The sequence below is a fragment of the Sphingomonas astragali genome, assembly GCF_051400615.1.
In the GTDB taxonomy this organism is placed as follows: domain Bacteria; phylum Pseudomonadota; class Alphaproteobacteria; order Sphingomonadales; family Sphingomonadaceae; genus Sphingomonas.
Genome location: NZ_JBLFFH010000002.1, coordinates 1 through 22,148, shown reverse-complemented (window position 1 = coordinate 22,148; position 22,148 = coordinate 1). Strand labels below are relative to the sequence as shown.

Here is a 22,148-nt window from a genome sequence, read left to right as displayed (position 1 = left end):
AGTCGTTGACTTATCGACTACATTTGTAGCCGCGCTACCACCGCCGCTCGCCAGGACGATAACGAATGCCGACACTGATTAGCAACGCAAGTGTTGACGCTAACCTAGGGTTCAGACCTGGCTTTGAATCTTCTGGCGCGCGCGGCCTGCCGGCAACTACCGGCCGGGTCCCGTTCCCATAATCCGCACCAGCGAATCGACACTCTGCCCGGTCGGCAGCTTGCCGGAGCCGGTCAGCCGCTTCGCGTCGTCGTTCCACTTGAGGTCGGCGGATCGGCCCGCGCCGTTCCGATAATCGTTCGTCACACCATCGTCGTCGTAGATCGTGAAGATCGCGTTCGCCCCCGGATAGACTCGGATCTCGCTCAGCGGCTGGCGCACTCCGGTGTTCGGCACGTCGGCGCCGAGCGGCACGATCGATCCGGCGCGGACGAATAGCGGAATGCGATCGATCGGCGCCGCCGCCTCGATCCACTGTCCGCCCGAATGCCGCTCATCGGTCCACCAGTCGTACCAATCGGTTCCTGCAGGCAGATAGACGCGGCGGCCGGTCACGCCCTGATCGAGCACCGGCGCGACCAGGAAGGCCGGCCCGAACATATATTGGTCGGATATCGCAGCGACGTTGGGATCGCCGGGAAAGTCCATGAACAGCGCGCGCATGAACGGCGCGCCGGTGCGATAGGTCCCGTACCCGAGCGAATAGAGATAGGGCATGAGCCGATACCTGAGCTTGAGGAAATCGGCGAGGATCGGCTCCGCCGCCTTGCCATATTCCCAGATCGCGGTCGCGGGACGCTGCCCGTGGATGCGCAGCGTCGGCGTGAAGGTGTTGAGCTGGAACCAGCGGACGAACAGCTCGGGGTAATCGCGATAGGAGGCAGCCATCGCCGTTGCCCCCGCCGGATCGACCAGCACCGGCCGCTGCGCCTCGGGCCCGTTCGGCCACTGCCAGCCGCCCGTGTCGCTGCTGGTATAGGCGATACCGCTCGCCGCCATGTTGAGGTTGGCGGGAACCTGCCGCCGCAACGCCTCCCAGGTGGACTGGACGTCGGAGGTCCAGAAGATCGCCCCGGACGCCTGCGCCCCGAGATAGGCCGCGCGGGCGAGGATCAGGTTCCGGAAGCCCGGCCGGTCCTTCGCCGATCCCTCGGCCACGCCCGCGGTGTGGACCAGCGGATAGAGATTGAAGTAGCGATCGCCCGACCCGACCGAATAGAAATATCCGGACGGAACGAGATCGGGCTCGGTCTCGTCGAGCCAGAACCAGTCGAAGCCCTGGCTCGCCAGATTGTCGCGGATCTTCCCCCAGAACCAGCCACGCGCCTCGGGATTGGTGCTGTCGAGCAGCGCGCCGGCGCGATCGGACCGCACCGGTAGGCCGTCGACCGGATCGCCGTCCTTGTTCTTGAGGAACCACCCGCGCGCGGCGAGCATGTCGTAATAGCGGCTCTCGCGCTCGAACCGCGGCCATACCGAGAGGATCGAGTGCATCCCGGCGTCGTGCAGCTGCCGGTTCATCGCCGCGGGATCGGGGAAGGCAGCGCGGTCGATGTCGAGCTGCCCCATCCGCGTCCAGGAGAACCAGTCGAGCACCATCACGTCGAGCGGATAGCCCCGCTTGCGATACCCCTCGGCGATGCCGAGCAGCTCAGCCTGGCTCTCGTATCGCGCCTTCGACTGGATGAGCCCGAAGGCGGCCTTGGGCGGCAGCGGCGTCGTGCCGGTCAGCTTGGCATAGCCCGCGTAGAGATCGTCGGCGGACTTGCCGGTGATGACAAAGAAGGAGACGCGCTCCCCCACCTCCGACTGGAAATGCGTGCGGTTGTGCAGGCCGGGGGAGACGGTGGTCACCGAAGGGTTGTCCCACACGATCCCATAGCCCTTGTCCGTCACCAGGAACGGGACGCACACCGTCTCGCCGGCCGGAGCGTCGTAATAGTGACGGCAATCGATCGTGCGTCCGCGAAGGTCGAGGATGCCTTCCTGATTCTGGCCGAGGCCGTAGTAGTGCGTGCCGGGCGTATCGCCGAAGCTCGCGCCGACGCGGAAGGTCGCCTCGCCGTTCACCTCGTGGGGCGCCATCTCCCAGCCACCCATCCGGGTGACCTCGCGTCCGTCGGCGCCGCGAATCACGATCGAGACGGGCGGGAGCGACGGCGCGAAATAGCGCTGCATCTGCGTGGGCGGCTTGGGCCAGGGTTGCGCCGCGACCGTGACCGACAGCGCCGAGGAGCTGTAGGTGTCGCCCTCGGCATCGGCGCGATGGGTCCACCCGCCCATGTCGGGCTTGGCCCTGATGCCATAACCCGCGCCTGCCGCGACCTCCTTGGGATCGAGCGCGATCGTCACATGAACGATGTTGGGCGCATAGGGCTCGACCGCGACGATGCTGCCGTGGCGGTCGACCGTGCCCAGCGACTGCGCAGCGGCGGGGCTGGCGACCGCGAGGATCGTGCTGGCAACAAGGATGCGGCGCAACTTCATGACATCTCCCCTATGCGGATCGCCGGAGCACGACTTTGGTCGCAACGCCCCTTTCCTCTTTCGGTGTGTTAGCGCTATCCTACCTGTCCGCGCACCGTCAAGGCGCGGCGGGGGAACGGAGAGGAAGACGCAAATGAAGGGGCGGTTTGCCTTCGCGATGGGGGCGGGAATCCTGCTGGCCGTCACGGCCGTCCAAGCCTCGCCCGAGCTGGTCGAATCGGTGCCCTACAACTGGCGCAACGCCGCGGTCGGCGGCGGTGGCTTTGCACCCGGGATCGTGTTCAGCCCGATCGAACCGGGACTGGCGTACCTGCGCACCGACATGGGCGGCGCCTATCGCTGGGACGCCAAGGCAGGGCGCTGGATTCCCCTCCAGGACGATCAGGCGATCTCGAGCTACATGGGGATCGAGAGCATCGCCCCCGATCCGGTCGACCCCGACGTCGTCTATCTGGCGGCGGGAATGAGCAAGCGCGGCGAGGCGGCGATCTTCCGATCCGGGGATCGCGGGGCGCATTGGCGTATCGTGTCCGTGCCGTTCGCCATGGGCGGCAACGAAGACGGCCGCGGCCTCGGCGAACGACTGGCGGTCGACCCCCATCGGCACGAGACGCTGTTCTTCGGATCGCGGCATGACGGGCTATGGCGCAGCGACGATGCCGGCGCGCATTGGAAGCAGGTGGCGAGCTTTCCGCGACCGGGCCGCGGCCGGCCGGCCGAGCGCCGCGCGACCAACGGCGGGCTCTCGTTCGTGCTGTTCGACCCCATGCACCGCGGACGCCTGTTCGTGGCGAGCGCCGATTCCGGTGGCACGCACCTGTTCCGCTCCGACGACGGCGGCGTCCGCTGGGCCCCTGTCGCCGGCGGCCCGACGGACGACCTGCTGCCGGTCAAGGGAGTCGTCGGCCGCGACGGCATCCTCACCATCACCTGGTCGGACGGCATCGGCCCGACCGGCATCACGCGCGGCGGCGTATGGCGCTACGACCCTGCCGTCGATCGTTGGGCCGACGTGACGCCGGAGCGCGGCGCCGGCGCGCCGCCGGGCGGTTACATGGGGGTAGCGGTATCCGCGCGCGACCCGAAGGTGATCGCGGTCAGCACGGTCAACCGCTACAAGCCGATCGACACCGTCTGGCGCTCGACCGACGCGGGGAAGCACTGGGATGAGCTGTGGCGCCGCAGCGAGCGCGACGTCCGTGCGGCGCCGTTCCTCGACCTCGACGGCAAGGCCGATTTCGGCCACTGGATCGCGGGGCTGGCGATCGATCCGTTCGACGACAGTCACGCCGCCTATGTCACCGGCGCGACGCTCTATGCGACGCACGATTTCGGCCGCCGCGGGACGATGCTGTGGCGGCCGTGGACCAGGGGGATCGAGCAGACGGCGATCATCACCCTGGTGAGCCCGACCGGCGGCGCGCCGCTTGTCTCGGGCTTCGGCGACATCGCGGGATTCCGCCATGACGACCTCACGGTCTCGCCGCCGCATGTGCACCGCAATCCGTATCTCACCAACACCAACACGCTCGACTATGCCGGACTCGCCCCGGCGATCATGGTGCGCAGCGGCAGCACGCACTCGCCGATCGTGCCGGGCCCGTCGCTGGCCTGGTCCGCCGACGGCGGGACGAGCTGGACGCCGCTGGCCACGCCGCCCTCGCAACCCCGCGCCTACGGCAGCCCGAGCCCCGAGCAGACCGGGGATACGGCCATCACCGTATCGGCCGACGGCACGACCTTCGTCGTCGAAACCGACCGGCCGCTGCTGACCGCCGATCGCGGCCGCACCTGGCAGGCGATCGAGGGGCTGCCGGGCCGCACCCGCGTCACCGCCGATAAGGCCGATGCCCGGCGCTTCTACGCGAGCGACTTCGCCGCCAACAGGATGCTGCGCAGCGACGACGGCGGGCGCCATTTCCAGGCCGTCCGCGGCGAAGGATTGCCCGCCGACCTGTCGGGCGCCCGCGTCACCTGGCGCGAGGCGCAGAACCCGCTGGCCGCGACGCCGGGCCGGGCGGGCGCGCTCTGGCTGAAGGTCGGCGGCGATCTCTACCGGTCGGTCGATGCTGGCGAGCGCTGGACGCGGACGGGGATCGGCCTCGACTGCGCCTATTACGGGCTCGGCCACGCCGCGCCCGGCAGCGACCTGCCGGCGATCTACGCGATCGGTCGGCGCAACGGGCTCTACGCGATCTGGCGCTCGCTCGACGGCGGCGACCGCTGGCAACGGATCAACGACGACCGCCACCAATGGGGCCTGCGCTTTCGCGTGATCTCCGGCGATCCGCGCCGGTTCGGGCGGGTCTACATCGGCACGGATGGACGCGGGATTGTTTACGGCGATCCGATCGGGAGGAAAGGACAATGACGATCAACAAGCTGCTGACCCTCTCGCTGGCGCTGGGCCTCGCCCTCGCTGAACCCGCAGCCGCGCAGTCCGCGGCCACCACCCCCATCCCCCAGCTCGTCACACGCAACGGCCGTCACGCGCTGATCGTCGACGGGGCGCCGTTCCTGATCCTCGGCGCGCAGGTCAACAACTCCAGCAACTATCCCGAGCCGCTGAGCACCGCCTGGCCGCTGCTCGATCGCATCCACGCCAACACCGTGGAGGTCCCGATCGCCTGGCAGCAGGTCGAGCCGGAGGAGGGGCGGTTCGACCTCTCCTTCCTACAGACGCTGCTCGACCAGGCACGCGCCCACGACAAGCGCGTCGTGCTGCTCTGGTTCGGCACCTGGAAGAACACCGCGCCCGGCTACATGCCGGCCTGGGCCAAGCTCGACAACAAGCGATTCCCGCGCATGAAGGACCGCGCCGGCAAGGACCATTATGTCCACACGCCGCTGGCCCGTACGACGCTGGAGGCCGACAAGCGCGCCTTCGTCAAGGTCATGGAGTATCTGCGCGACCATGATCCGCAGAACACCGTGATCATGGTGCAGCCTGAGAACGAGGTGGGCAGCTATCGCGTGCCGCGCGACTACAGCGCCGCCGCGGACCGGCTGTTCGCACAGCCTATCCCGGCGGCGCTGGCCAAGCGGATCGGCAAGACCGGGACCTGGACCCAGGCGTTCGGCGCGCAGGCCGATCGCGCGTTCAACACCTGGCACGTCGCCGCCTACGTCAACGAGATCGCGGCGGCCGGCAAGGCGGCGAAGCCGCTGCCGATGTACGTCAACGCGGCACTCGCCGGGCCGTCCAACGTGCCCGATCCGACCGGCGTCGCCAGCGGCGGACCGCAGCAGGACGTGCTGGACATCTGGAAGGCGGCAGCGCCCGCGATCGATTTCGCCGCCCCCGACATCTACGACCGCGCGAGCGGCAACGTCGCCCAATATCTCGACAAATACGCGCGGCCCGACAACGCCCTGATGGTCCCCGAGATCGGCAACGCTCGGGAGTTCGCGCGCTTCTTCTACGGCGCGATCGGCCGCGGCGCGATCGGCTTCGCGCCGTTCGGCGTCGACGGCACCGGTTATTACAACTATCCGCTCGGCGCGAAGCAGCTCGACGAGCGGACGCTGGACGCCTTCGCGCTGCCTTATGCCGCGCTGTCCTCGATCATGCGCGACTGGGCGCGGATCGCGGCGGAGCGACCGACCTGGGGCACATTCAAACCCGACGACAACGCGCCGCAGTCGGCCACCATGGGCGCCTGGACCGTCACCGCGAGCTGGGGCGAATGGCAGTTCGGGCAGAAGGACTGGACCTGGCTCAAGTCCGAGCCGCCGTCCTGGGCGACCGAACCGGTCGGCGGCGTCGCGGTCGCGCAGCTGTCCGACGACGCGTTCCTGGTGGTCGGCGATCATGTCCGGCTGAGCTTCGCCGCCGCGCCGGGCACCGCACCGAACGCCATGGTGGTCAGCGTGGAGGAGGGGCGGTTCGAGCAGGGGCGCTGGGTCGCGAGCCGGGTCTGGAACGGCGACCAGACCGACTATGGGATCAACCTCCTCGACCGGCCCCATGTGCTCAAGGTGACGATGGGGCGCTACCGCTGAACCCCTGCCCGTCTCTCGAGGAGCCCCGATGACTGCCCATCCGTTCTTCCGACAGTTGCTGTTCGTCTGCCTGGTGATGGCGTGGGCGGTGCCAGCGGCCGCGCTGCCGCGCAGCGAAACACCGCTCGATGCGGTCTGGTCGTTCGCAAAAGGCGACATCACCGATGCCGCCCGTCCCGCCTTCGATGACGGCGACTGGCGCCGAGTCACGCTGCCGCACACGTTCAACGGCAGCGACGGCGACGACGGCGGAGGCTATTATCGCGGTCCGGCCTGGTACCGCACCCGTCTCGCCGAGTTCCGCAAGGATCCGACCCGCCGATATTATCTGACATTCGACGGCGCGGCGCTCGCCGCCGACGTCTGGGTGAACGGAAGAAAGGTCGGGCGGCACGAGGGCGGTTACGCCCGCTTCCGCTTCGACGTGACCGACGCGCTTGCCGACGGCGCCAACACGGTCGCGGTGCGCGTCGACAACGGCAAGGGGCGGGACATTGCACCGCTCGGCGGCGACTTTACCGTGTTCGGCGGCCTCTACCGGCCGGTGTCGCTGGTCTCGACCGATCTCGTGCACATCGACATGATGGATCACGGCGGCCCCGGCGTTTACGTGTCGACGCCGCGCGTGGACGCCCGGTCCGCCCAGGTCCGTGTCCGCGCGCGGGTGTCCAACGACGGGCAGGCGCCGACGCGCCTCAGCATCGTGACGAGCGTTCGCGACGCCGGCGGCAGGGAGGTAGCGCGCGTCAGCAAGGCTGTGGCCGTCGAGGACGGAGCGACCACGGACGTCGCCGGTGAAATCACGCTCGCCGATCCGCACCTCTGGAACGGCGTTGCCGACCCCTATCTCTATTCGGCGGTGACGACGATCGTCGATGCCGAAGGACGCGAGCGCGATCGGATCGAGACGCCGTTCGGCATCCGCGCGATCCGGATCACCGCCGACCGCGGATTGCTGCTCAACGGCCGGCCCTATCGGGTGCATGGCGTCAACTATTTCCACGCCCAGCGGCCCGGCCGCGGCACCGCCGTTACCGATCGGGAGGTGTCGGCCGACATGGCGATCATCGCCGATCTGGGTGCGACCGGCGTCCGCTTCGTCCATTACCAGCATCCCCAGCAGGCCTATGACGAGGCGGACCGACGCGGCCTGCTCGTCTGGACCGAGATACCGCTGAACGGCGTGATCGATCCGGGCGCCGCGTTCGAACGCAACATCGAACAGCAGATGCGCGAGTTGATCGCCCAGAACTTCAATCATCCGTCGGTGATGGTCTGGGGCCTGGGAAACGAAGTCTATGCGGAGAGCGACAACGTGCTGCGCGTCATCCGCGCCGCGCAGGCCACCGCCGCGGCCGCCGATCCGTCGCGGCCGACCGCCTATGCCCATTGCTGCCAGGCGGATGACGCGCCCAAGGCGCTGATCTCCGATCTGGGCGCGTTCAACCGCTATTTCGGCTGGTATCCGGATCAGAAGGGCACGCTCGGCGAATGGGCACGCGGTTTCCACGCCCGATTCCCCGATCGGCCGGTCGCCGTCAGCGAATATGGCGCCGGCGGGAGCATCCGGCACCAGGAAAGCGATCCCGGGCCGCCCGTCCCCGCCGGGCCATGGCATCCCGAGCAATATCAGGCGCTCTATCACGAGCGGAACTGGCGCGGGATCGCGAACCTGCCCTTTCTGTGGGGCTCCTTCATATGGGTCGCCTTCGATCTCGCATCCGACGGCCGCAGCGAGGGCGACCGCGACGGCATCAACGACAAGGGGCTGGTCACCTATGACCGAGCCGTCCGCAAGGACGCCTATTTCTGGTATCAGGCGAACTGGTCAAGGCAGCCGGTGCTGCACCTCGCCGACAGCCGCCACGTCTATCGCACGCGCGCTGCCGTCGACGTCAAGGTCTATACCAACCTTCCGAAGGTCTCGCTTCAGCTGAACGGCAGGGAGATCGGCAGCGTCGCGGTCAGGGATCATGTCGCGATATGGTCGAACATCCTGCTGCGTCCGGGCACGAACGTCGTGACGGTGACCGGCGGCGGGCTTCGTGACCAGGCGCAATGGACATACGATCCGGCGGCGTCCATCCGACTGCCGCCGCCAGGAGCCATCAGATAAACGACGGCGACTTTTTCCCGACGTTCAAACGTCATGTTTGCAGACGCATGAAACAGGAAGGAATGCGGGACAGCCCCGTTAACCCTATTCTCGTTGCGTCGTCGACAAGTCTCCGCAACATCGGCGGAGGCTCCACTGAGGAGCGAGGAAATCGCCCATGTCCCGTCGGCTCGCTGCCTGGTTCGTGCTTGCTTCATCGCTGATTGCCGGCCCGGCTGCGGCGGGCGAGCGCTCCTTCGACGAGGCGCTGGCCGATTTTCGGGCGCTACACCGCTCCGAGATGCAGCGGGCCGGCATCGTCGGCAGCGGCTTCTACGTCGTACGGGACGGCAGCGTCGTCGTCGCCGACCATCTCGGCCTCCGGGACGCGAATTCCAAAGTGCCGGTGAACGCGCAGACGATCTTCCATTGGGCGTCCATCACGAAGACGATGACGGGGATCGCGATCATGCAGCTGCGCGACCGCGGGCTGCTGCAGTTGGACGATCCGATCGTCCGCTACGTGCCCGAGCTCGCCCGGGTGCATAATCCCTTCGGCGATACGGGCGCGATCACGATCCGCCAGCTGATGAGCCACAGTGCCGGCTTCGGCGGCGCGACCTGGCGTTGGCGGGACCGCGACTGGCAGCCGTTCGAGCCGCCGAGCTGGGCGCAGCTGGCGGCGATGCTCCCCTATACCGAGGTGACGTTCCGGCCCGGCACCCGGTTCAGCTACTCCAATCCGGGCATCGTCTATCTTGGCCAGGTGATCGAGCGGCTCTCGGGCGAGGACTATGAAGTCTACGTCGACAAGAACATCCTGAAGCCGCTCGGCATGTATGCGAGCTATTTCGACCGCACGCCTCCCTATCTCTCGCCGCACCGGTCGCACAGCTATCACATGCGGGACGGCAAGCGGGTCGAGGCGCCGTTCGACGTCGACACGGGCGTGACGGTGTCGAACGGCGGGCTCAACGCGCCGCTTCCGGACATGGCGAAATATGTGGCCTTCCTGCTCGGCGATGCGAAGCGTCAGGCCGGATATGACCTGATCCTCAAGCGGTCCTCGCTCGAGGAGATGTGGCGCCCGCAGATCGCCGCGGGTGACGATTTCACCCAAGGCCGGATGGCGCCGACGACGTGGAGCGGCCTGTCCTTCTTCCTCGACCGCAGCGACGGCATCCGCATCGTCGGCCACAATGGCGACCAGAACGGCTTCCGCGCCTATCTGAGCCTGTGCCCCGACCAGCACATGGGCAGCCTGCTCGCCTTCAACACGGAGACCCGCGGCGTCGAGAACGACGCTTCGAACCGGACCACGCCGGAGTCGCGCATCGCGCTCGCGACCGACAGCCTGTGCAAGGCGGCGAGCGCGCCGGGGAGCTGATCTAGCGGGCGCGGAGCAATCGTCCGGACCTGCCGACCCGCTTGCCGCCCTCGAAGGCGGGGCGGCCGTTCACCATCACCAGGTCGAACCCCTCTGCCCGGGCGAAGGGATCGACATAGGTGGAGCGCGCCCGAACCTTCGCGGGATCGAAGAGAACGAGGTCGGCCTTGGCGCCGACCCGGATCACGCCGCGATCGCCGAGGCGCAGGATCTGCGCGGGAAAGCCGGTCGATTTGCGGACCATTTCCTCGATCGTCAGCTTGCTGCCCTGCACGACATAATCCTCGATCAGCTTGGCATAGGTGCCGGTCGCGCGGGGATGGCGCATACCCGGGCGGCCGTCGGTCGAGAACGCCACGTACGGGTCGAGGAGCAGCACGTCCTGCAGCGCCTTGTCCATGGTGAAATGCGCGCCCGAACCGCCCTCCGGTCCCAGTTCGATGAGGAAGTCGGCGAAATGGAGCCCGGCCTCCGCCGCCGCCTGGGCGACGGTCTTGCCGGCATGGGGCTTGGTTCCGAGGAGCAGCGCCTCCGGCCCGCCGCGGCGGATCATGCGCTTTTCCAGATAGTCGCGCAGCTCTTGCCGGCGCCCGGCGACGACCGCGGCATAGTCGGTCGGCGGCAGTGCCCATTGCGGGAACAGCAGCTCGATCCCGGTATAGCCGGCCTCATAGGGATATTCGTCGGCAGTGAGGTCGATCCCCTGGCGGCGCTTCTCGGCCAGGAAATCGAGCAGCGCGCGCGCCCTTTGCTCGCCTTTGCCGAACACCACCTTGAGGTGCGAGATGTGCGGGCGCGCCGGCAGCGAGGAGGCGATCAGCTCGTCGATCGAGTCCTCGATCTCGTCGTCGTTCTCCGAGCGCATGTGGCTCATGACGACGCCGCCGTAGCGGCTCACCACGCGACCGAGGTTGGTGAGCTCGGGCGTCTCGGAATAGATGCCGGGCACATATTCCAGGCCATAGGACAGACCGAACGCGCCGGCGCTGAGCTCGGAATCGAGCTGTGCCGCCATCCGCGCGAGCCCGGCGGCATCAGGACGGCGGACCGAATCCGGCACGCCGGCGGCGCGGCGCAGCGTGCCGTGGGCCGCCAGCAGAGCAACGTTCACGTCGATGCGCGCGCGGTCGACCGCCTGCATCCAGCGCCTGGGGTCGAGGTCCTTCCCTACCCTCGGGCCGCTGCCGTCCACCCCGAGCGTGATCGTGGTGACGCCCATCGCGAGGAAGGATTCGTAGGATTCCTTCAGCGGATCGCCATGGCTGTGCAGGTCGATGAAACCCGGCGCGAGGACGCGCCCCTCGCCGGTGACAATCCGTATGGCCGATCCCGAGCCTCGAGCTGCCGGCGAAGTGACCTGGGCAATCCGATCGCCTGCGACGAGGACGTCCGCCAGCCTCGGCGCAGCTCCCGTCCCGTCGACGAGCATGACCTCGCGGAACAGGGTCGCGCGGTCGGCAAGCGCGTCCGCGCGGCCCGGCAGGCTCGCCAGCCCTCCGGCCGCCATCGCGCCGCCGATGAGCTGCCGCCGCGTCAGCTGCTGAGACATGCCCCCATCCTGCTCGTCGCCTGCTCAGCCCGCAGCGGGCGTCAGCACCGTCCGCGACACCGTATGCGCGTCGACCGCCGCCTTGCTGAACCACAAGGGCTGCATGTTCCCGGCGAGCCAGTCCTGATAGAAATCGCGATAATGAGGGGAACGCGGATCGGCCGACTGTCCGGGCAGGAGCAGCACCCGCGAATTGTCCCAGGCCCCGACGTCCGCGACGAGCAGATAGCTCGCGCCATGCGTGACGTTGAAGCCGCGTGCCGGATTGACGCCGCGTGCCATCACCGTCGTACCGTCGCCGCCCGACCGACCGCCGTCGATCCTGGGAAAGGCGGCCGCGATCGCCGGCAGCTTCGACAGCGGGTGCGCGATCGCCACCTGATGGAGATCGCCCCAGCGCCACCCGGCCGGATCGGGTCCGCGCAGCTCGACCGCCTTGGCCCATCCCGCCGCCAGCGCCGTGTCGATCAGCGCATCGCGCGCGGCCGCGGGATCGGCACCCAGGCGCGTGTCGGGCGCGGCGAGCAGCCGCAGCATCTCGGACAGGTTCACCGACTTGATAAGGTCACGGGCGGCAGGCGGGATGACCAGCTCGCGGAACGCCGACGACAGCTCCGGCATCGTCAGTTCATAGAGCAGGGCGGCGGCGCTGTCGGCCTCGATCGCGCAATTCCAGCGCCGCAGCAGCGCCACGGCCGGCGCCGCCGCAGGCGATGGAGTCGCGGGGAGCAGCTTCACCAGCGCGCGCGCCGGCAGCGACTGCACGTCGTGCTGCAGCGCGATGCTGTCCTCGATCCGATGCCTGGGCTGGGCGCTCAGCACTTCGGCGACCCGATCGTGGCGGAATGAATCGCTCCAGCTGAAGCTGATCTTGCGCTCTCTGTACGGATAGTCCCGCGGCAGGTTCATCTCGTTGGCGGAGGCGAACCAGCCCTGTTTCGGATTGTAGATGCTCGGCATCTCCTCGACCTCGAGGATGCCCGTCCAGTCATAGCTGCCGTCGCCCGGCGCGGGGAACAGCCCATCGTGCCGCGGCCGTTTGGGCACGAACCCGACCGTGTGCCAGCCGGTATTCCCATCGACATCGGCGTAATGGATGTTGGTCGGCGAGACGTGGATCTTGAAAGCCTCGCGCAATGAGGCCCAGTCGCGCGCCAGATTGATCGCGATCATCGCGAACCGCATGTTCGCGCCGGGCAGCAGCGACACGCTGGCGAAGGCCACCGCGCGGTGGCGCGTCGGGTCCTCCGAGACGATCGGGCGCCCCTCTGCATAACGCAGCACGACGCGCTGGGGCGGCGCGCCCTTGACCGCGATCTCCTCCTCGACCGCCTCGAACCGCTTCCACTTGCCGTCGTGCCAATATTGTTCCGGGTCATCCTCGCGCGTCCGCAGGATGAACAGGTCCGTCTGGTCGATATGGAAGTTGGTGCGGCCGAAGGCGAAGCGGTCGGTATGCCCCTGCATAATCCCGGGCAGCCCCGGCTGGCCGCCGCCGATCACGTCGAGCCCCGGCGCGGTCAAATGCGAGATATGGCGCGGGCTCGCCCCGCCGATCCCGAGGTGCGGATCGTTCGCCAGGATCGGCCGCCCGGTCGCGGTACGCGCGCCGCTCACGGTCCAGGCATTGCTGCCCTGCGCCGCGAGATCGATCCGATCCAACTCGCGGTCGTAGGATGCGGCCTGGTTGTCGTCGAAGGGCAGCGGCCTCGCCGCGTCGAGCAGGATGCCGAGGTCGGCTTCGCTGACCGCCGCGCAATCCAGTCCTTCGGGCACGGTGAACTGCCACGCCGGCCGCAGCGGGTCCATGAACTGGTCGAGATGGAGGAGCCCGCGCGCCTGGAGCTGCGCGCGCCGCACCTCGTCGTCGGTGTTGCCCATGCCGTCGCCGCGGACGCGGACGAGATCGCGCACGTCCCAGCGCAGCGGAGTGATGCTCAGGATGCGATATTCGAGCGGCAGAAGGGTGGGATCGGCCTCCAGCTCGGCGATGCGGGCGTTGACCCCGGCGACATAGCCGCGCGCGCACTCCAGCACCTCCGGCGGCAGTGCGTCGAGCTCGGCATCGATATCGCCGCGGAAGTGGAAGAGACGCGCGGCGCGGTCGGCGGCGACGAAGCGCGGGCCGAACGCTTCCGCCATCCGCCCCAGCTCGCGGCGATAGGCGAAGTCGATCTGGAACAGCCGGTCGCGCGCGACGGCATAGCCCTGGCCGAGGAACGCATCATGCTTGGACCGTGCACGGATGTGCGGGATGCCCATCCGGTCCTCGAGGATCTCGATCGCCGCACGTGCGCCGGCGACCCGAACCTTGCCACCAGGCCCGGTCCTGGCCTTGCCCTTCGGCCGCGCGAGGCCAGTGCCTTCCAGGGACAGCATCGCTGCCGATGCTAGCAGGAACGCGCGGCGCTGTATCATCAAGCCTCCCCTCATGACGCCGATGCGACGAGATCGAAAGCCTATTGCACCGCGCCGGCACGACCGCATAGCAAACTAACGGCTGCCTATAACCAGGAGCTATCGGCGCGGGAGCAAGCCGCATTGCGGCTCCCCTGGCGCTATTACTTCAGGTTATACCCAGGCAAAATCTAAGCATGTCGGCCGTATTGACCGCTCTCCCACACCCTGTAACCTCCTGTCTCGGAACTGACATGTTCCCGCGCGACCGGAGGTAATTCTCCAGAGAAAACAGGGGTGACGGGAGTATGAAGCCCTAACGGCTCACCCGGACAATCCCGATGAAGAAGCAGGTGGGACGAATGTGCTGCACGGCAGTCACATCGGTGAAGCTGGGTTATCAGGTCTTGCCGGACTAGCGCGCCGCAGACGTCGGAAGCCGCCTGCCGCGTTGGCCTGATCCCAAGCCAAAGGGGATCTTCGAATGTCTATTCTCGGGCAAATTCATCCGCGGATCGGCCGCCGCGGTGCGACGGGCATCGCCATGACCGCCCTCGCGATCATCCACGCGGCACCGGCGATGGCGCAGGATGCGCCGGCCGCGCAGCAGGATGCGCCGGCCGCGCAGCAGGATGCACAGGCAGCCCCTGCTGAGGATCGGAGCGACATCCTTGTTACCGGTTCACGCATCCGGCGCGACGGGTTCCAGGCTCCGACGCCGCTCATCGTGCTGACGCAGGAAGACATCCAGAACACCTCGCCGACGAACAACATCGCCGACTTCGTCAATCAGCTGCCCCAGCTCGCCGGCTCGACCAAACCGGCCAATTCGCGCCTCAACCTGTCGAACGGCTCGGCCGGCATCAATGCGCTCAACATGCGCAATCTCGGCGAAGGCCGCGTGCTGGTCCTGCTCGACGGCCGCCGTTCGGTCGGCTCGACGATCTATGGCTGGGTCGACATCAACACGATCCCGCAGGCGCTGGTCGAGCGCGTCGAGGTCGTCACCGGCGGCGCTTCGTCCGCCTACGGCTCGGACGCCGTCTCGGGCGTGGTGAACTTCATTCTCAACAAGAAGCTCGAGGGGCTGAAGATCGAGGCAGACTCGGGCGTCACCACCTATGGCGACGGCGGCAATTATTCGGGTAGCATCGCGGGCGGCAAATCGTTCGCCGGCGGTCGCGGCCATATCCTTTTGAGCGCCAACATCGCGCATCAGGACGGCATCTTCGAGATCAATGACGAGCGCGAATGGAACCACACCGGCTATGTACGGGTCCAGGACCCGAACTGGGTGGCCAATGTCAGCACGACGCCGCGTTACATCACCACCAAGCGCCAGGTCGGTGCGTCCAACTCGACGCCGGGCGGCCTCATCACCGGCTCGGCCGGTGCCAGCGCGAATGCCCTGCGCGGACTGTATTTCGGCCAAGGCGGGGCGGTGAACGTCTTCGACTATGGCACGTTCACCTTTCCGGCATTCACGCGGGCGCCCGGATCCTCCGCGCCGAGCCTCACCCAGGGCGGATCGTGGCAGGTCAACGATTCCGGTACCCGTATCGGCCTGATGCCCAAGGATGATCGCTGGGGCGTCTTCGGCCGGCTGAGCTACGAGGTCGCCGACGGCGTCGAGGTCTTCGCCGAGGGATCGTACAACCGCCAGAAAGTCTTCTTCAACGCGGGTCCGAACCTGTCGACCGGCATCGCGATCAACACCACCGGCTGCACGACCGTTCCCGTTCCGGTGACCTGCAACGCCTTCGCGCTGCAGTCGCTCGGCGCCGCGCGGCTTACCGACGTCACCGGCATCACGCTGGCGACCACCGCGGCCGACCTGCCGTTCCGCGGGATCAACAATGAGCGCAAGGTGCAGCGCTACGTCGTCGGCGCCGAAGGCAATTTCGACGCGTTCGGCAAGCCCGGACATTGGGAGGTCTACGCCCAATATGGCCGTTCCGATCTGCGCGAGCAGCTTCGCGACATCATGAACCTGACCAACATGGCCAATGCGACGGCCGCGGCGTTCGCGCCGGCGGGCAATGCGCGCGGCTATGCGGCCGGCTCGATCCAGTGCCTGATCAACGTGAACGCCAGCACCACCGACGACGATCCGGCCTGCGTGCCGCTGAACCGGATGGGCGTGAGCGTCGCCAGCCAGGCAGCGATCGACTATGTGCTGGGCGACCCATATCGCGACCAGGTGATGGAGCAGTACGTCGCCGGCACCAACTGGGCGATCACCCCGTTCGCCACCTGGGCGGGCGATGTCAGCATCTCCTTCGGCGGCGAGTACCGCAAGGAAAAGATCCGCGGCAGCGTGCCGGCGGAATTCCAGCCGATCGTGACGACCACCGGCACGACCAACCGGTGGTCGGTGGGCAACTATCTGCCCTTCACCGGCGAGTACAACGTCAAGGAAGCCTATCTCGAGACGGTGATCCCGCTCGGCTTCGGCCTCGAGTTCAACGGCGCGGTCCGCGCCACCGACTATTCGAATTCCGGCTATGTCACCACCTGGAAGCTGGGCGCGACCTGGGCACCGATCGAGGACATCCGCTTCCGCGTAACGCGTTCGCGCGATATCCGCGCGCCCAACCTCAACGAGCTCTATCAGGCCGGCACCGCCAACAGCGACACGGTGGCCAATCCCAACTATACTTCGGACGGCCTGAACGGCCCGCAGAGATTCGGCTATTCGGGCCTCACCACCGGCAATCCGAACCTCAGGCCGGAAGTCGCCAATTCGTGGAACATTGGCGCAGTGCTGTCGCCGCGTTTCCTGCCGGGCTTCACGGCATCGGTCGACTATTTCCGCATCAATCTTTCGGACGCGATCGACTCGATCACCGCCCAGGAGATCGTCAACCGCTGCGCCGACGGCGTGGAGGACTATTGCGACGCGATCACCGAGGATCCGATCCGCTCGACGCCGGCCGCGCCGTATCTGCTGATCCGCAGCCAGCCGTTCAACTTCGTGCGCAGGCTGGTGCGCGGCATCGACTTTGAGGCGGCCTATCGCATCCCGCTGGGTACGGACAGCTTCACCCTGAAGGGCGTCGCGACACGCTATATCGAGAACCTCTCCGATACGGGCATCGCCGGGACCGTCCCGGTGAACACCGTCGGCGCGAACGGCGGACAGTATAGCACGCCGACCTGGGTCTTCCGTGCCAATGCGATCTATGAGACGCCGACCTTCTCGGCGACGGTCACCGGTCGCGGTGTCAGCGCGGGCAAATATGTCGCCAACGGCATCGAGTGCACCACCGGCTGCCCGGTCACGACCACGACATCGCCGTTTCAGACCTATGACGACAACCACGTCTCAGGGCTGTTCTACGTAGATCTCAACCTGACGCAGAAGATCGCGGTCAGCGACACGTCGGACGCGCAGGTCTTCATCAATGTCACGAACGTGTTCAACCGCTGGCCGCTGCTGGTGCCCGAGACCGGCCTCGCCGCCAACAGCACCTATTCGGACATGCTCGGCCGCACCTTCCGCGCGGGCGTGCGCTTTCAGCTGCGCTGAGGGGACGCTCGCCTGGAGGCCGTAAACCGGGGGTCGCGCAGTTCCGTCAATGCGGACCATCGCGACACCCGCTTGGTCGGCGCGCCGCGCTCGGTTAGCCTCGTTCCATGAACCTCCGGCACATCGAGATCTTCCACGCGGTCTACACGAGCGGGTCGATCACCGGCGCGGCGCGGGCGCTCAACGTATCGCAGCCCTCCGTGACCAAGACGCTGCGCCATGCCGAACAGCTGCTCGGCTTTCCGCTCTTCCATCGCAGCGCCGGCGGCCTGATCCCGACCGAAGAGGCCCATGCGCTGTTCGCCGACGTCTCCGACATCCAGTCGCGGGTGGCCTCGCTGCGCCAGGCGAGCCGCAACATGCGGCGCGGCATGGGCGGCACATTGCGGATCTCGGCGCTGCCTTCGCTGGCGCTGTCGGTGCTGCCGCGCGCGGTCGCGCGCTTCCTTGGCCGGGCGCCGGACGTGTTCTTCGACCTGCAGACCGTCCACCACGACGAGATCGCGCGCAGGCTCTACGAGCGCGAGACCGACATCGTCATCGCCTATCAGGTGCCGAGCGGCTTGCCGGCGAATGCGCGCTGGCTGGGCGAAGGCGAACTCGGCCTGCTCTACCGCGAGGACGATGTGCCCGACGCACCGCCACGGATCGACCTGGAGCGCATCGCGGATCGCGACTTCATCAGCCTGGTGCAGAGCGGACCGCTCGGCGATCTGCTGCGCAGCGAGCTGACCCGCCTCGGCCTCGACCTTGCCGAGGTCGCATCGGCGCGCACCTTCTACATCGCCTCAGCCTTGGTCCGCGAAGGCGTAGGCATGGCCGTGCTCGACAATTTCACCGCTCAGGCCGCTGTCGGTGACGGCGTCTCGTTCCGCCCGCTGCGGCCGTCGCTGACCTTCGACGTCTATGCGATGGCGCTGGAAAGCCGTCCGCTGTCCCGCCTGGCGAGCGACTTCCTCGATCTGCTGGCCGAGACGATCGACACGCCATGAGCGCATGAACCAGGATCATGCCTCGCCCCAGAAGCCCGGCTCGGGCGGCGCGAGCACGCCTTGCTCGCCGCGCACGCCGCCCGGCCTGTCCCGCGAGAGCCAGAGCGGCCCGTCGAGATCGACGAACCGCGATCGCGCGGCGATCACCAGCGCCGGTGCGATCGACAGCGAGCTCGAGATCATCGATCCCGTCATCAATCCCAGCCCCGCCGCCTCCGCCGCGTCCGCCAGCGCCAGCGCGCCGGTAAGGCCGCCGGTCTTGTCGAGCTTGATGTTGACGACCTGGTAGCGCCCGGCGAGCAGCCCGACGTCGTCGACGACGTGCGCCGACTCATCTGCGGCCAGCGGCACCAGCGGCTCGAAATCCTCCAGCGCGCTGTCGGCGCCGGCGGGCAGCGGTTGCTCGAGCAGGTCGACGCGCAGTTCGGCCAGCTCGGCCTGCAGCCCGGCGACCTGGTCCATCGTCCAGCTTTCGTTGGGATCGACGATCATCCGCGGACGCGGCGCCGCCGCGCGCACGGCGCGGACCAAGGCGATCGGGTCGACGCTTCCGACCTTCACCTTGATCAGCGGCACGTCGGCGAGCCTGGCGGCGGCCGCCGCCATCGCCTCGGGGGAATCGAGGCTGACCGTGATCGCCGTCGCCGTGGCGCTGATCGGGGGACGGCCGAGCAGCGCCGTCACCGAAGTGCCGGACCGTTTCGCCTCCAGGTCCCACAGCGCGCAATCGACGGCGTTGCGCGCAGCCCCCGGCGGCATCAGCCGCTGGATCTCCGCACGATCGGCGCCGCCTTCGATCGCGAGGCGCGCCGTGGCGATCTCGGCGAGTGCGCCCGCGACGGTCTCCCCGTAGCGCGGATAGGGAACCCCCTCCCCGCGTCCGACATGGTCGCCATCCGCGATCTCGACCGTCACCACCTCGGCGACGGTCTTGACCCCGCGCGAGATACGGAACGGCGCGGCTAACGAGAAAGCGTCGCGGCGGGCGCCGAGCGTTCGAAGCATTCGATGATCCGATCGATGATGGTATCGACCCCCATCGCAAAGGGATCGGTACAGGGCAGGCCGAACCTGTCGGAGGTCTCGGCGCACAGCCGCTCGGCGTCGCCGCGCGCGAGCTTCGAGGTGTTGAGGGCGATGCCGACCGCGCGAACACCGGCATTGGTCAGCCGCGCGGTCCTGAGGTTCGCCTCCAGCGTCTCGGCGAGGTCCGGCAGGCGAAAGTGCGGCAGGCCGCGCATATGCTCGCGCGACGGATCATGGCAGAGCACCAGTGCATCGGGCTGGGCGCCGTGCAGCAGCCCGGTCGACACGCCGGCGAAGGACGGGTGGAACAGCGATCCCTGCCCCTCGATCAGGTCCCAACCGCCGTCATGGCGCGCGGGGGACAATTGCTCGATCGCGCCGGAGATGAAGTCGGCCACCACCGCATCGAGCGGCACGCCGTCGCCGGCGATCAGGATGCCGGTCTGGCCGGTCGCGCGGAAATCGGCGGCGATCCCGCGCGCGCGCATACCTCGCTCGAGGCACAGCGTCGTATACATCTTGCCGACCGAACAGTCGGTGCCCACCGTCAGCAGCCGCTTGCCGGCGCGCGGCAGGCCGTTGCCGACCGGAATGCCCGGTGCAGGATCGCGGACGTCGTGCAGCGTGCGGCCGTGACGGCGCGCGGCGTCCACGAGCGCGGGCTCGTCGCGGAGCCGCTGATGCAGACCGGCGGCGACGTCGAGCCCGACCTCGATCGCACCGACCGCATCCTGCACCAGCTCCGGCGCCATCCGCCCGCCGGCGTTGGCGATCCCCAGCACCAGCGTCCGCGCCCCCGCGGCGACCGCCTCCGCGAACGTCAGGCGCGGCAGCCCGAGCGTCAGCGGACAAGCATCGTGGCGATACTCGCCGACGCAGTCGTCACGCCGAAAAACAGCCAAGCCACGCGAGGTCTTGATGCCGACCTCGTCATCGGATCGTCCGAGATAGAGCAGATAAGGGCTGGCGATCATGAGGAACCCCGAACTGATACGAGCAATCCGATATGCGAAGGAATAGGCCGCGATGCCTATATCGAGCTGGGCCTCATGCATAACCACGAGTTATGGCTCTGCAGCCACCATGGCAGGCGTCACCCGCCCGCCACCGATCGCGGAGCAATGACGCGGATGACCGCCCGATACATGATCTGGCGATAGACCGGCAACGCCGGATCACTGCTCGGGCCAATCCATCGCCTCTGCAAATGCATCGGCATAGCGGCGGCGATCGGCCATGAGGCGGCCCCGCACGATCGGCAGCTTGAGGCTCAGCGCGCGACGGACACGCGGTAGATCATGCGGTGGCGGTACGGCTTGCCGGGAGCGACGCGCGCCGAGCCGAAGGCGGGCTGATTGGGCGTATCGGGAAAGAGCTGCGGCTCGAGCGCGATGCCGTCGCCCATCCGGTAGAGATGCCCGCCCTTGCCGATGAGCGTGCCGTCGAGGAAATTTCCGGTATAGACCTGGACGCCGGGCTGGTCCGACAGCACCTCGAGCACACGGCCGGAGGCCGGATCCTCGAGCCGGGCGGCGAGCTTGGGCTCGGCCGTCCTGCCGGCGTCGAGCACGAAATTATGGTCATAGCCGCGCCCCATCACGACCTGCGGATCGCGGCCGTCACGGATGCCGTCCTCGATGACGCGGCCCCGGGTGAAGTCGAAGATCGTGCCGGCGACGGGCTTCAGCTCACCGGTCGGGATCAGCGCGGCGTTGACGGGGGTATAGCGGCTGGCCGGGATCGTCAGCCGGTGCTGCAGGATGCCGCCGGGCGCCCCCTCTCCGCCCATGTTGAAGAGCGCGTGGTTGGTGAGGTTGACGACGGTGGGAGCGTCGCTCTTCGCGTCATAGTCGATCGTCAGGCTGCCCTTGTCGTCGAGCGTGAAGGTCGTCGTGACCTCCAGCTTGCCGGGATAGCCCTGGTCGCCCGCCGGGCTGGTCAGCGCCATCGTCACGCTCGCATCGGGCCCGCTCTTCACTCCGACGATCCGCCACACCCGCTTGTCGAAGCCGGTCGTGCCACCGTGAAGCGAATTGGCCTTGTCGTTCCGGGTCAGCCGATACCCCTTGCCGTCGAGCGTGAACCGGCCGCCGGCGATCCGGTTGGCATAGCGCCCGATCGTCTGGCCCCAGTAATTGGGATGGTCGATATAGCTCTGGAGATCGTCGTAGCCGAGCGTCACGTCGACGCTCTTGCCGTCGCGGCCGGGCGCGTTCAGCGCCTGCAGCGTCGCGCCATAGGTGATGATACGCGCCGAGACGCCGTTGGTCCCGGTGAGCGTCACCGCCTCGATCACGGTCCCGTCCGCGAGTTTGCCGAAGGCGGAACGCTCGGCGGTGGCGGCATGGGCACCGGCCGAGACGAGCAGCCCCGCCACGATCGGCGCGACGCCGAACAGCCGGACTGCCGCGGTTTCGAGCGCTGCCATCATCCTCTCCCGATTGACCTGTCCGTTCTCTAGTTTAAACTCAGACAAATTGTAAAGGTAGAGTCCGTGCTGTCGCTCGGACACACGGGAGGGGTTTTCGATGCCTGCCGCATTCGGTTCCACCAACACGCTGCCCGGCGCGGCATCCACCGGTGCAACCTACGCCGGTGCGCTGAGGTTGCTGGCGACGCTGTTCTTCATGTGGGGTTTTATTACGGTCATCAACAACACGCTGCTGCCGCATCTGAGGAGCGTG

12 protein-coding genes and 1 pseudogene are annotated in these 22,148 nt (G+C 67.8%); 7 read left to right on the top strand and 6 right to left on the bottom strand.

The window, feature by feature from the left end; genetic code table 11:
* Positions 1 to 156: 156 nt before the first annotated feature.
* Positions 157 to 2,487, bottom strand: a complete 2,331-nt coding sequence (locus ACMGER_RS08495) for a glycoside hydrolase family 31 protein (protein ID WP_436811721.1) — start codon at positions 2,485 to 2,487, stop codon at positions 157 to 159.
* A gap of 133 nt (positions 2,488 to 2,620) precedes the next feature.
* Here ACMGER_RS08495 and ACMGER_RS08490 point away from each other — a divergent pair, with 133 nt between their 5' ends.
* The 4 genes from ACMGER_RS08490 (at position 2,621) to ACMGER_RS08475 (ending at position 9,971) form a co-directional block, all read left to right on the top strand.
* Positions 2,621 to 4,858, top strand: coding sequence for a WD40/YVTN/BNR-like repeat-containing protein (locus ACMGER_RS08490; protein WP_436811720.1), 2,238 nt, complete (start codon positions 2,621 to 2,623; stop codon positions 4,856 to 4,858).
* On the top strand, positions 4,855 to 6,489 hold the full coding sequence (locus tag ACMGER_RS08485) for a DUF5597 domain-containing protein (RefSeq protein WP_436811719.1): 1,635 nt from the start codon (positions 4,855 to 4,857) through the stop codon (positions 6,487 to 6,489). The genes ACMGER_RS08490 and ACMGER_RS08485 overlap by 4 nt, the downstream gene beginning before the upstream one ends.
* 28 nt (positions 6,490 to 6,517) lie before the next feature.
* Positions 6,518 to 8,605 carry a glycoside hydrolase family 2 protein gene (locus ACMGER_RS08480; protein WP_436811718.1) on the top strand — a complete coding sequence of 696 codons (2,088 nt, stop codon included), beginning with the start codon at positions 6,518 to 6,520 and terminating at the stop codon, positions 8,603 to 8,605.
* A gap of 157 nt (positions 8,606 to 8,762) precedes the next feature.
* Positions 8,763 to 9,971, top strand: a complete 1,209-nt coding sequence (locus tag ACMGER_RS08475; RefSeq protein ID WP_436811717.1) for a serine hydrolase domain-containing protein — start codon at positions 8,763 to 8,765, stop codon at positions 9,969 to 9,971.
* Position 9,972: 1 nt separating this feature from the next.
* Here ACMGER_RS08475 and ACMGER_RS08470 read toward each other — a convergent pair whose 3' ends face one another.
* Together ACMGER_RS08470 and ACMGER_RS08465 are read right to left on the bottom strand one after the other, a co-directional pair.
* Positions 9,973 to 11,520: an N-acyl-D-amino-acid deacylase family protein gene (locus tag ACMGER_RS08470; RefSeq protein WP_436811716.1), complete on the bottom strand. Its 1,548-nt coding sequence runs from the start codon at positions 11,518 to 11,520 to the stop codon at positions 9,973 to 9,975.
* A gap of 24 nt (positions 11,521 to 11,544) precedes the next feature.
* Positions 11,545 to 13,899, bottom strand: a complete 2,355-nt coding sequence (locus ACMGER_RS08465) for a penicillin acylase family protein (RefSeq protein ID WP_436811715.1) — start codon at positions 13,897 to 13,899, stop codon at positions 11,545 to 11,547.
* A gap of 502 nt (positions 13,900 to 14,401) precedes the next feature.
* Here ACMGER_RS08465 and ACMGER_RS08460 point away from each other — a divergent pair.
* Both ACMGER_RS08460 and ACMGER_RS08455 read left to right on the top strand, forming a co-directional pair.
* Positions 14,402 to 17,446, top strand: a complete 3,045-nt coding sequence (locus ACMGER_RS08460) for a TonB-dependent receptor plug domain-containing protein (protein WP_436811714.1) — start codon at positions 14,402 to 14,404, stop codon at positions 17,444 to 17,446.
* Between the two features lie 107 nt (positions 17,447 to 17,553).
* Entirely contained in the window at positions 17,554 to 18,438 is an 885-nt protein-coding gene (locus tag ACMGER_RS08455; RefSeq protein WP_436811713.1) for a LysR family transcriptional regulator, read from the top strand.
* A gap of 15 nt (positions 18,439 to 18,453) precedes the next feature.
* On the opposite strand, the gene dgcA is transcribed toward ACMGER_RS08455, so the two are convergent.
* The 3 genes from dgcA to ACMGER_RS08440 all read right to left on the bottom strand — a co-directional run bounded on the left by dgcA (position 18,454) and on the right by ACMGER_RS08440 (position 21,892).
* A complete protein-coding gene (gene dgcA, locus ACMGER_RS08450) occupies positions 18,454 to 19,443 on the bottom strand; it encodes an N-acetyl-D-Glu racemase DgcA (protein ID WP_436811712.1) in 990 nt (329 codons plus the stop codon).
* A complete protein-coding gene (gene dgcN / locus ACMGER_RS08445; RefSeq protein ID WP_436811711.1) occupies positions 19,401 to 20,438 on the bottom strand; it encodes an N-acetyltransferase DgcN in 1,038 nt (345 codons plus the stop codon). Before dgcN ends, dgcA begins: the two co-directional genes overlap by 43 nt.
* 296 nt (positions 20,439 to 20,734) lie before the next feature.
* Positions 20,735 to 21,892, bottom strand: coding sequence for an aldose epimerase family protein (locus ACMGER_RS08440; RefSeq protein ID WP_436811710.1), 1,158 nt, complete (start codon positions 21,890 to 21,892; stop codon positions 20,735 to 20,737).
* A gap of 100 nt (positions 21,893 to 21,992) precedes the next feature.
* Between ACMGER_RS08440 and ACMGER_RS08435 the strand changes: the two are divergent.
* Positions 21,993 to 22,148: pseudogene (locus ACMGER_RS08435) on the top strand (glucose/galactose MFS transporter); the annotation flags it as partial.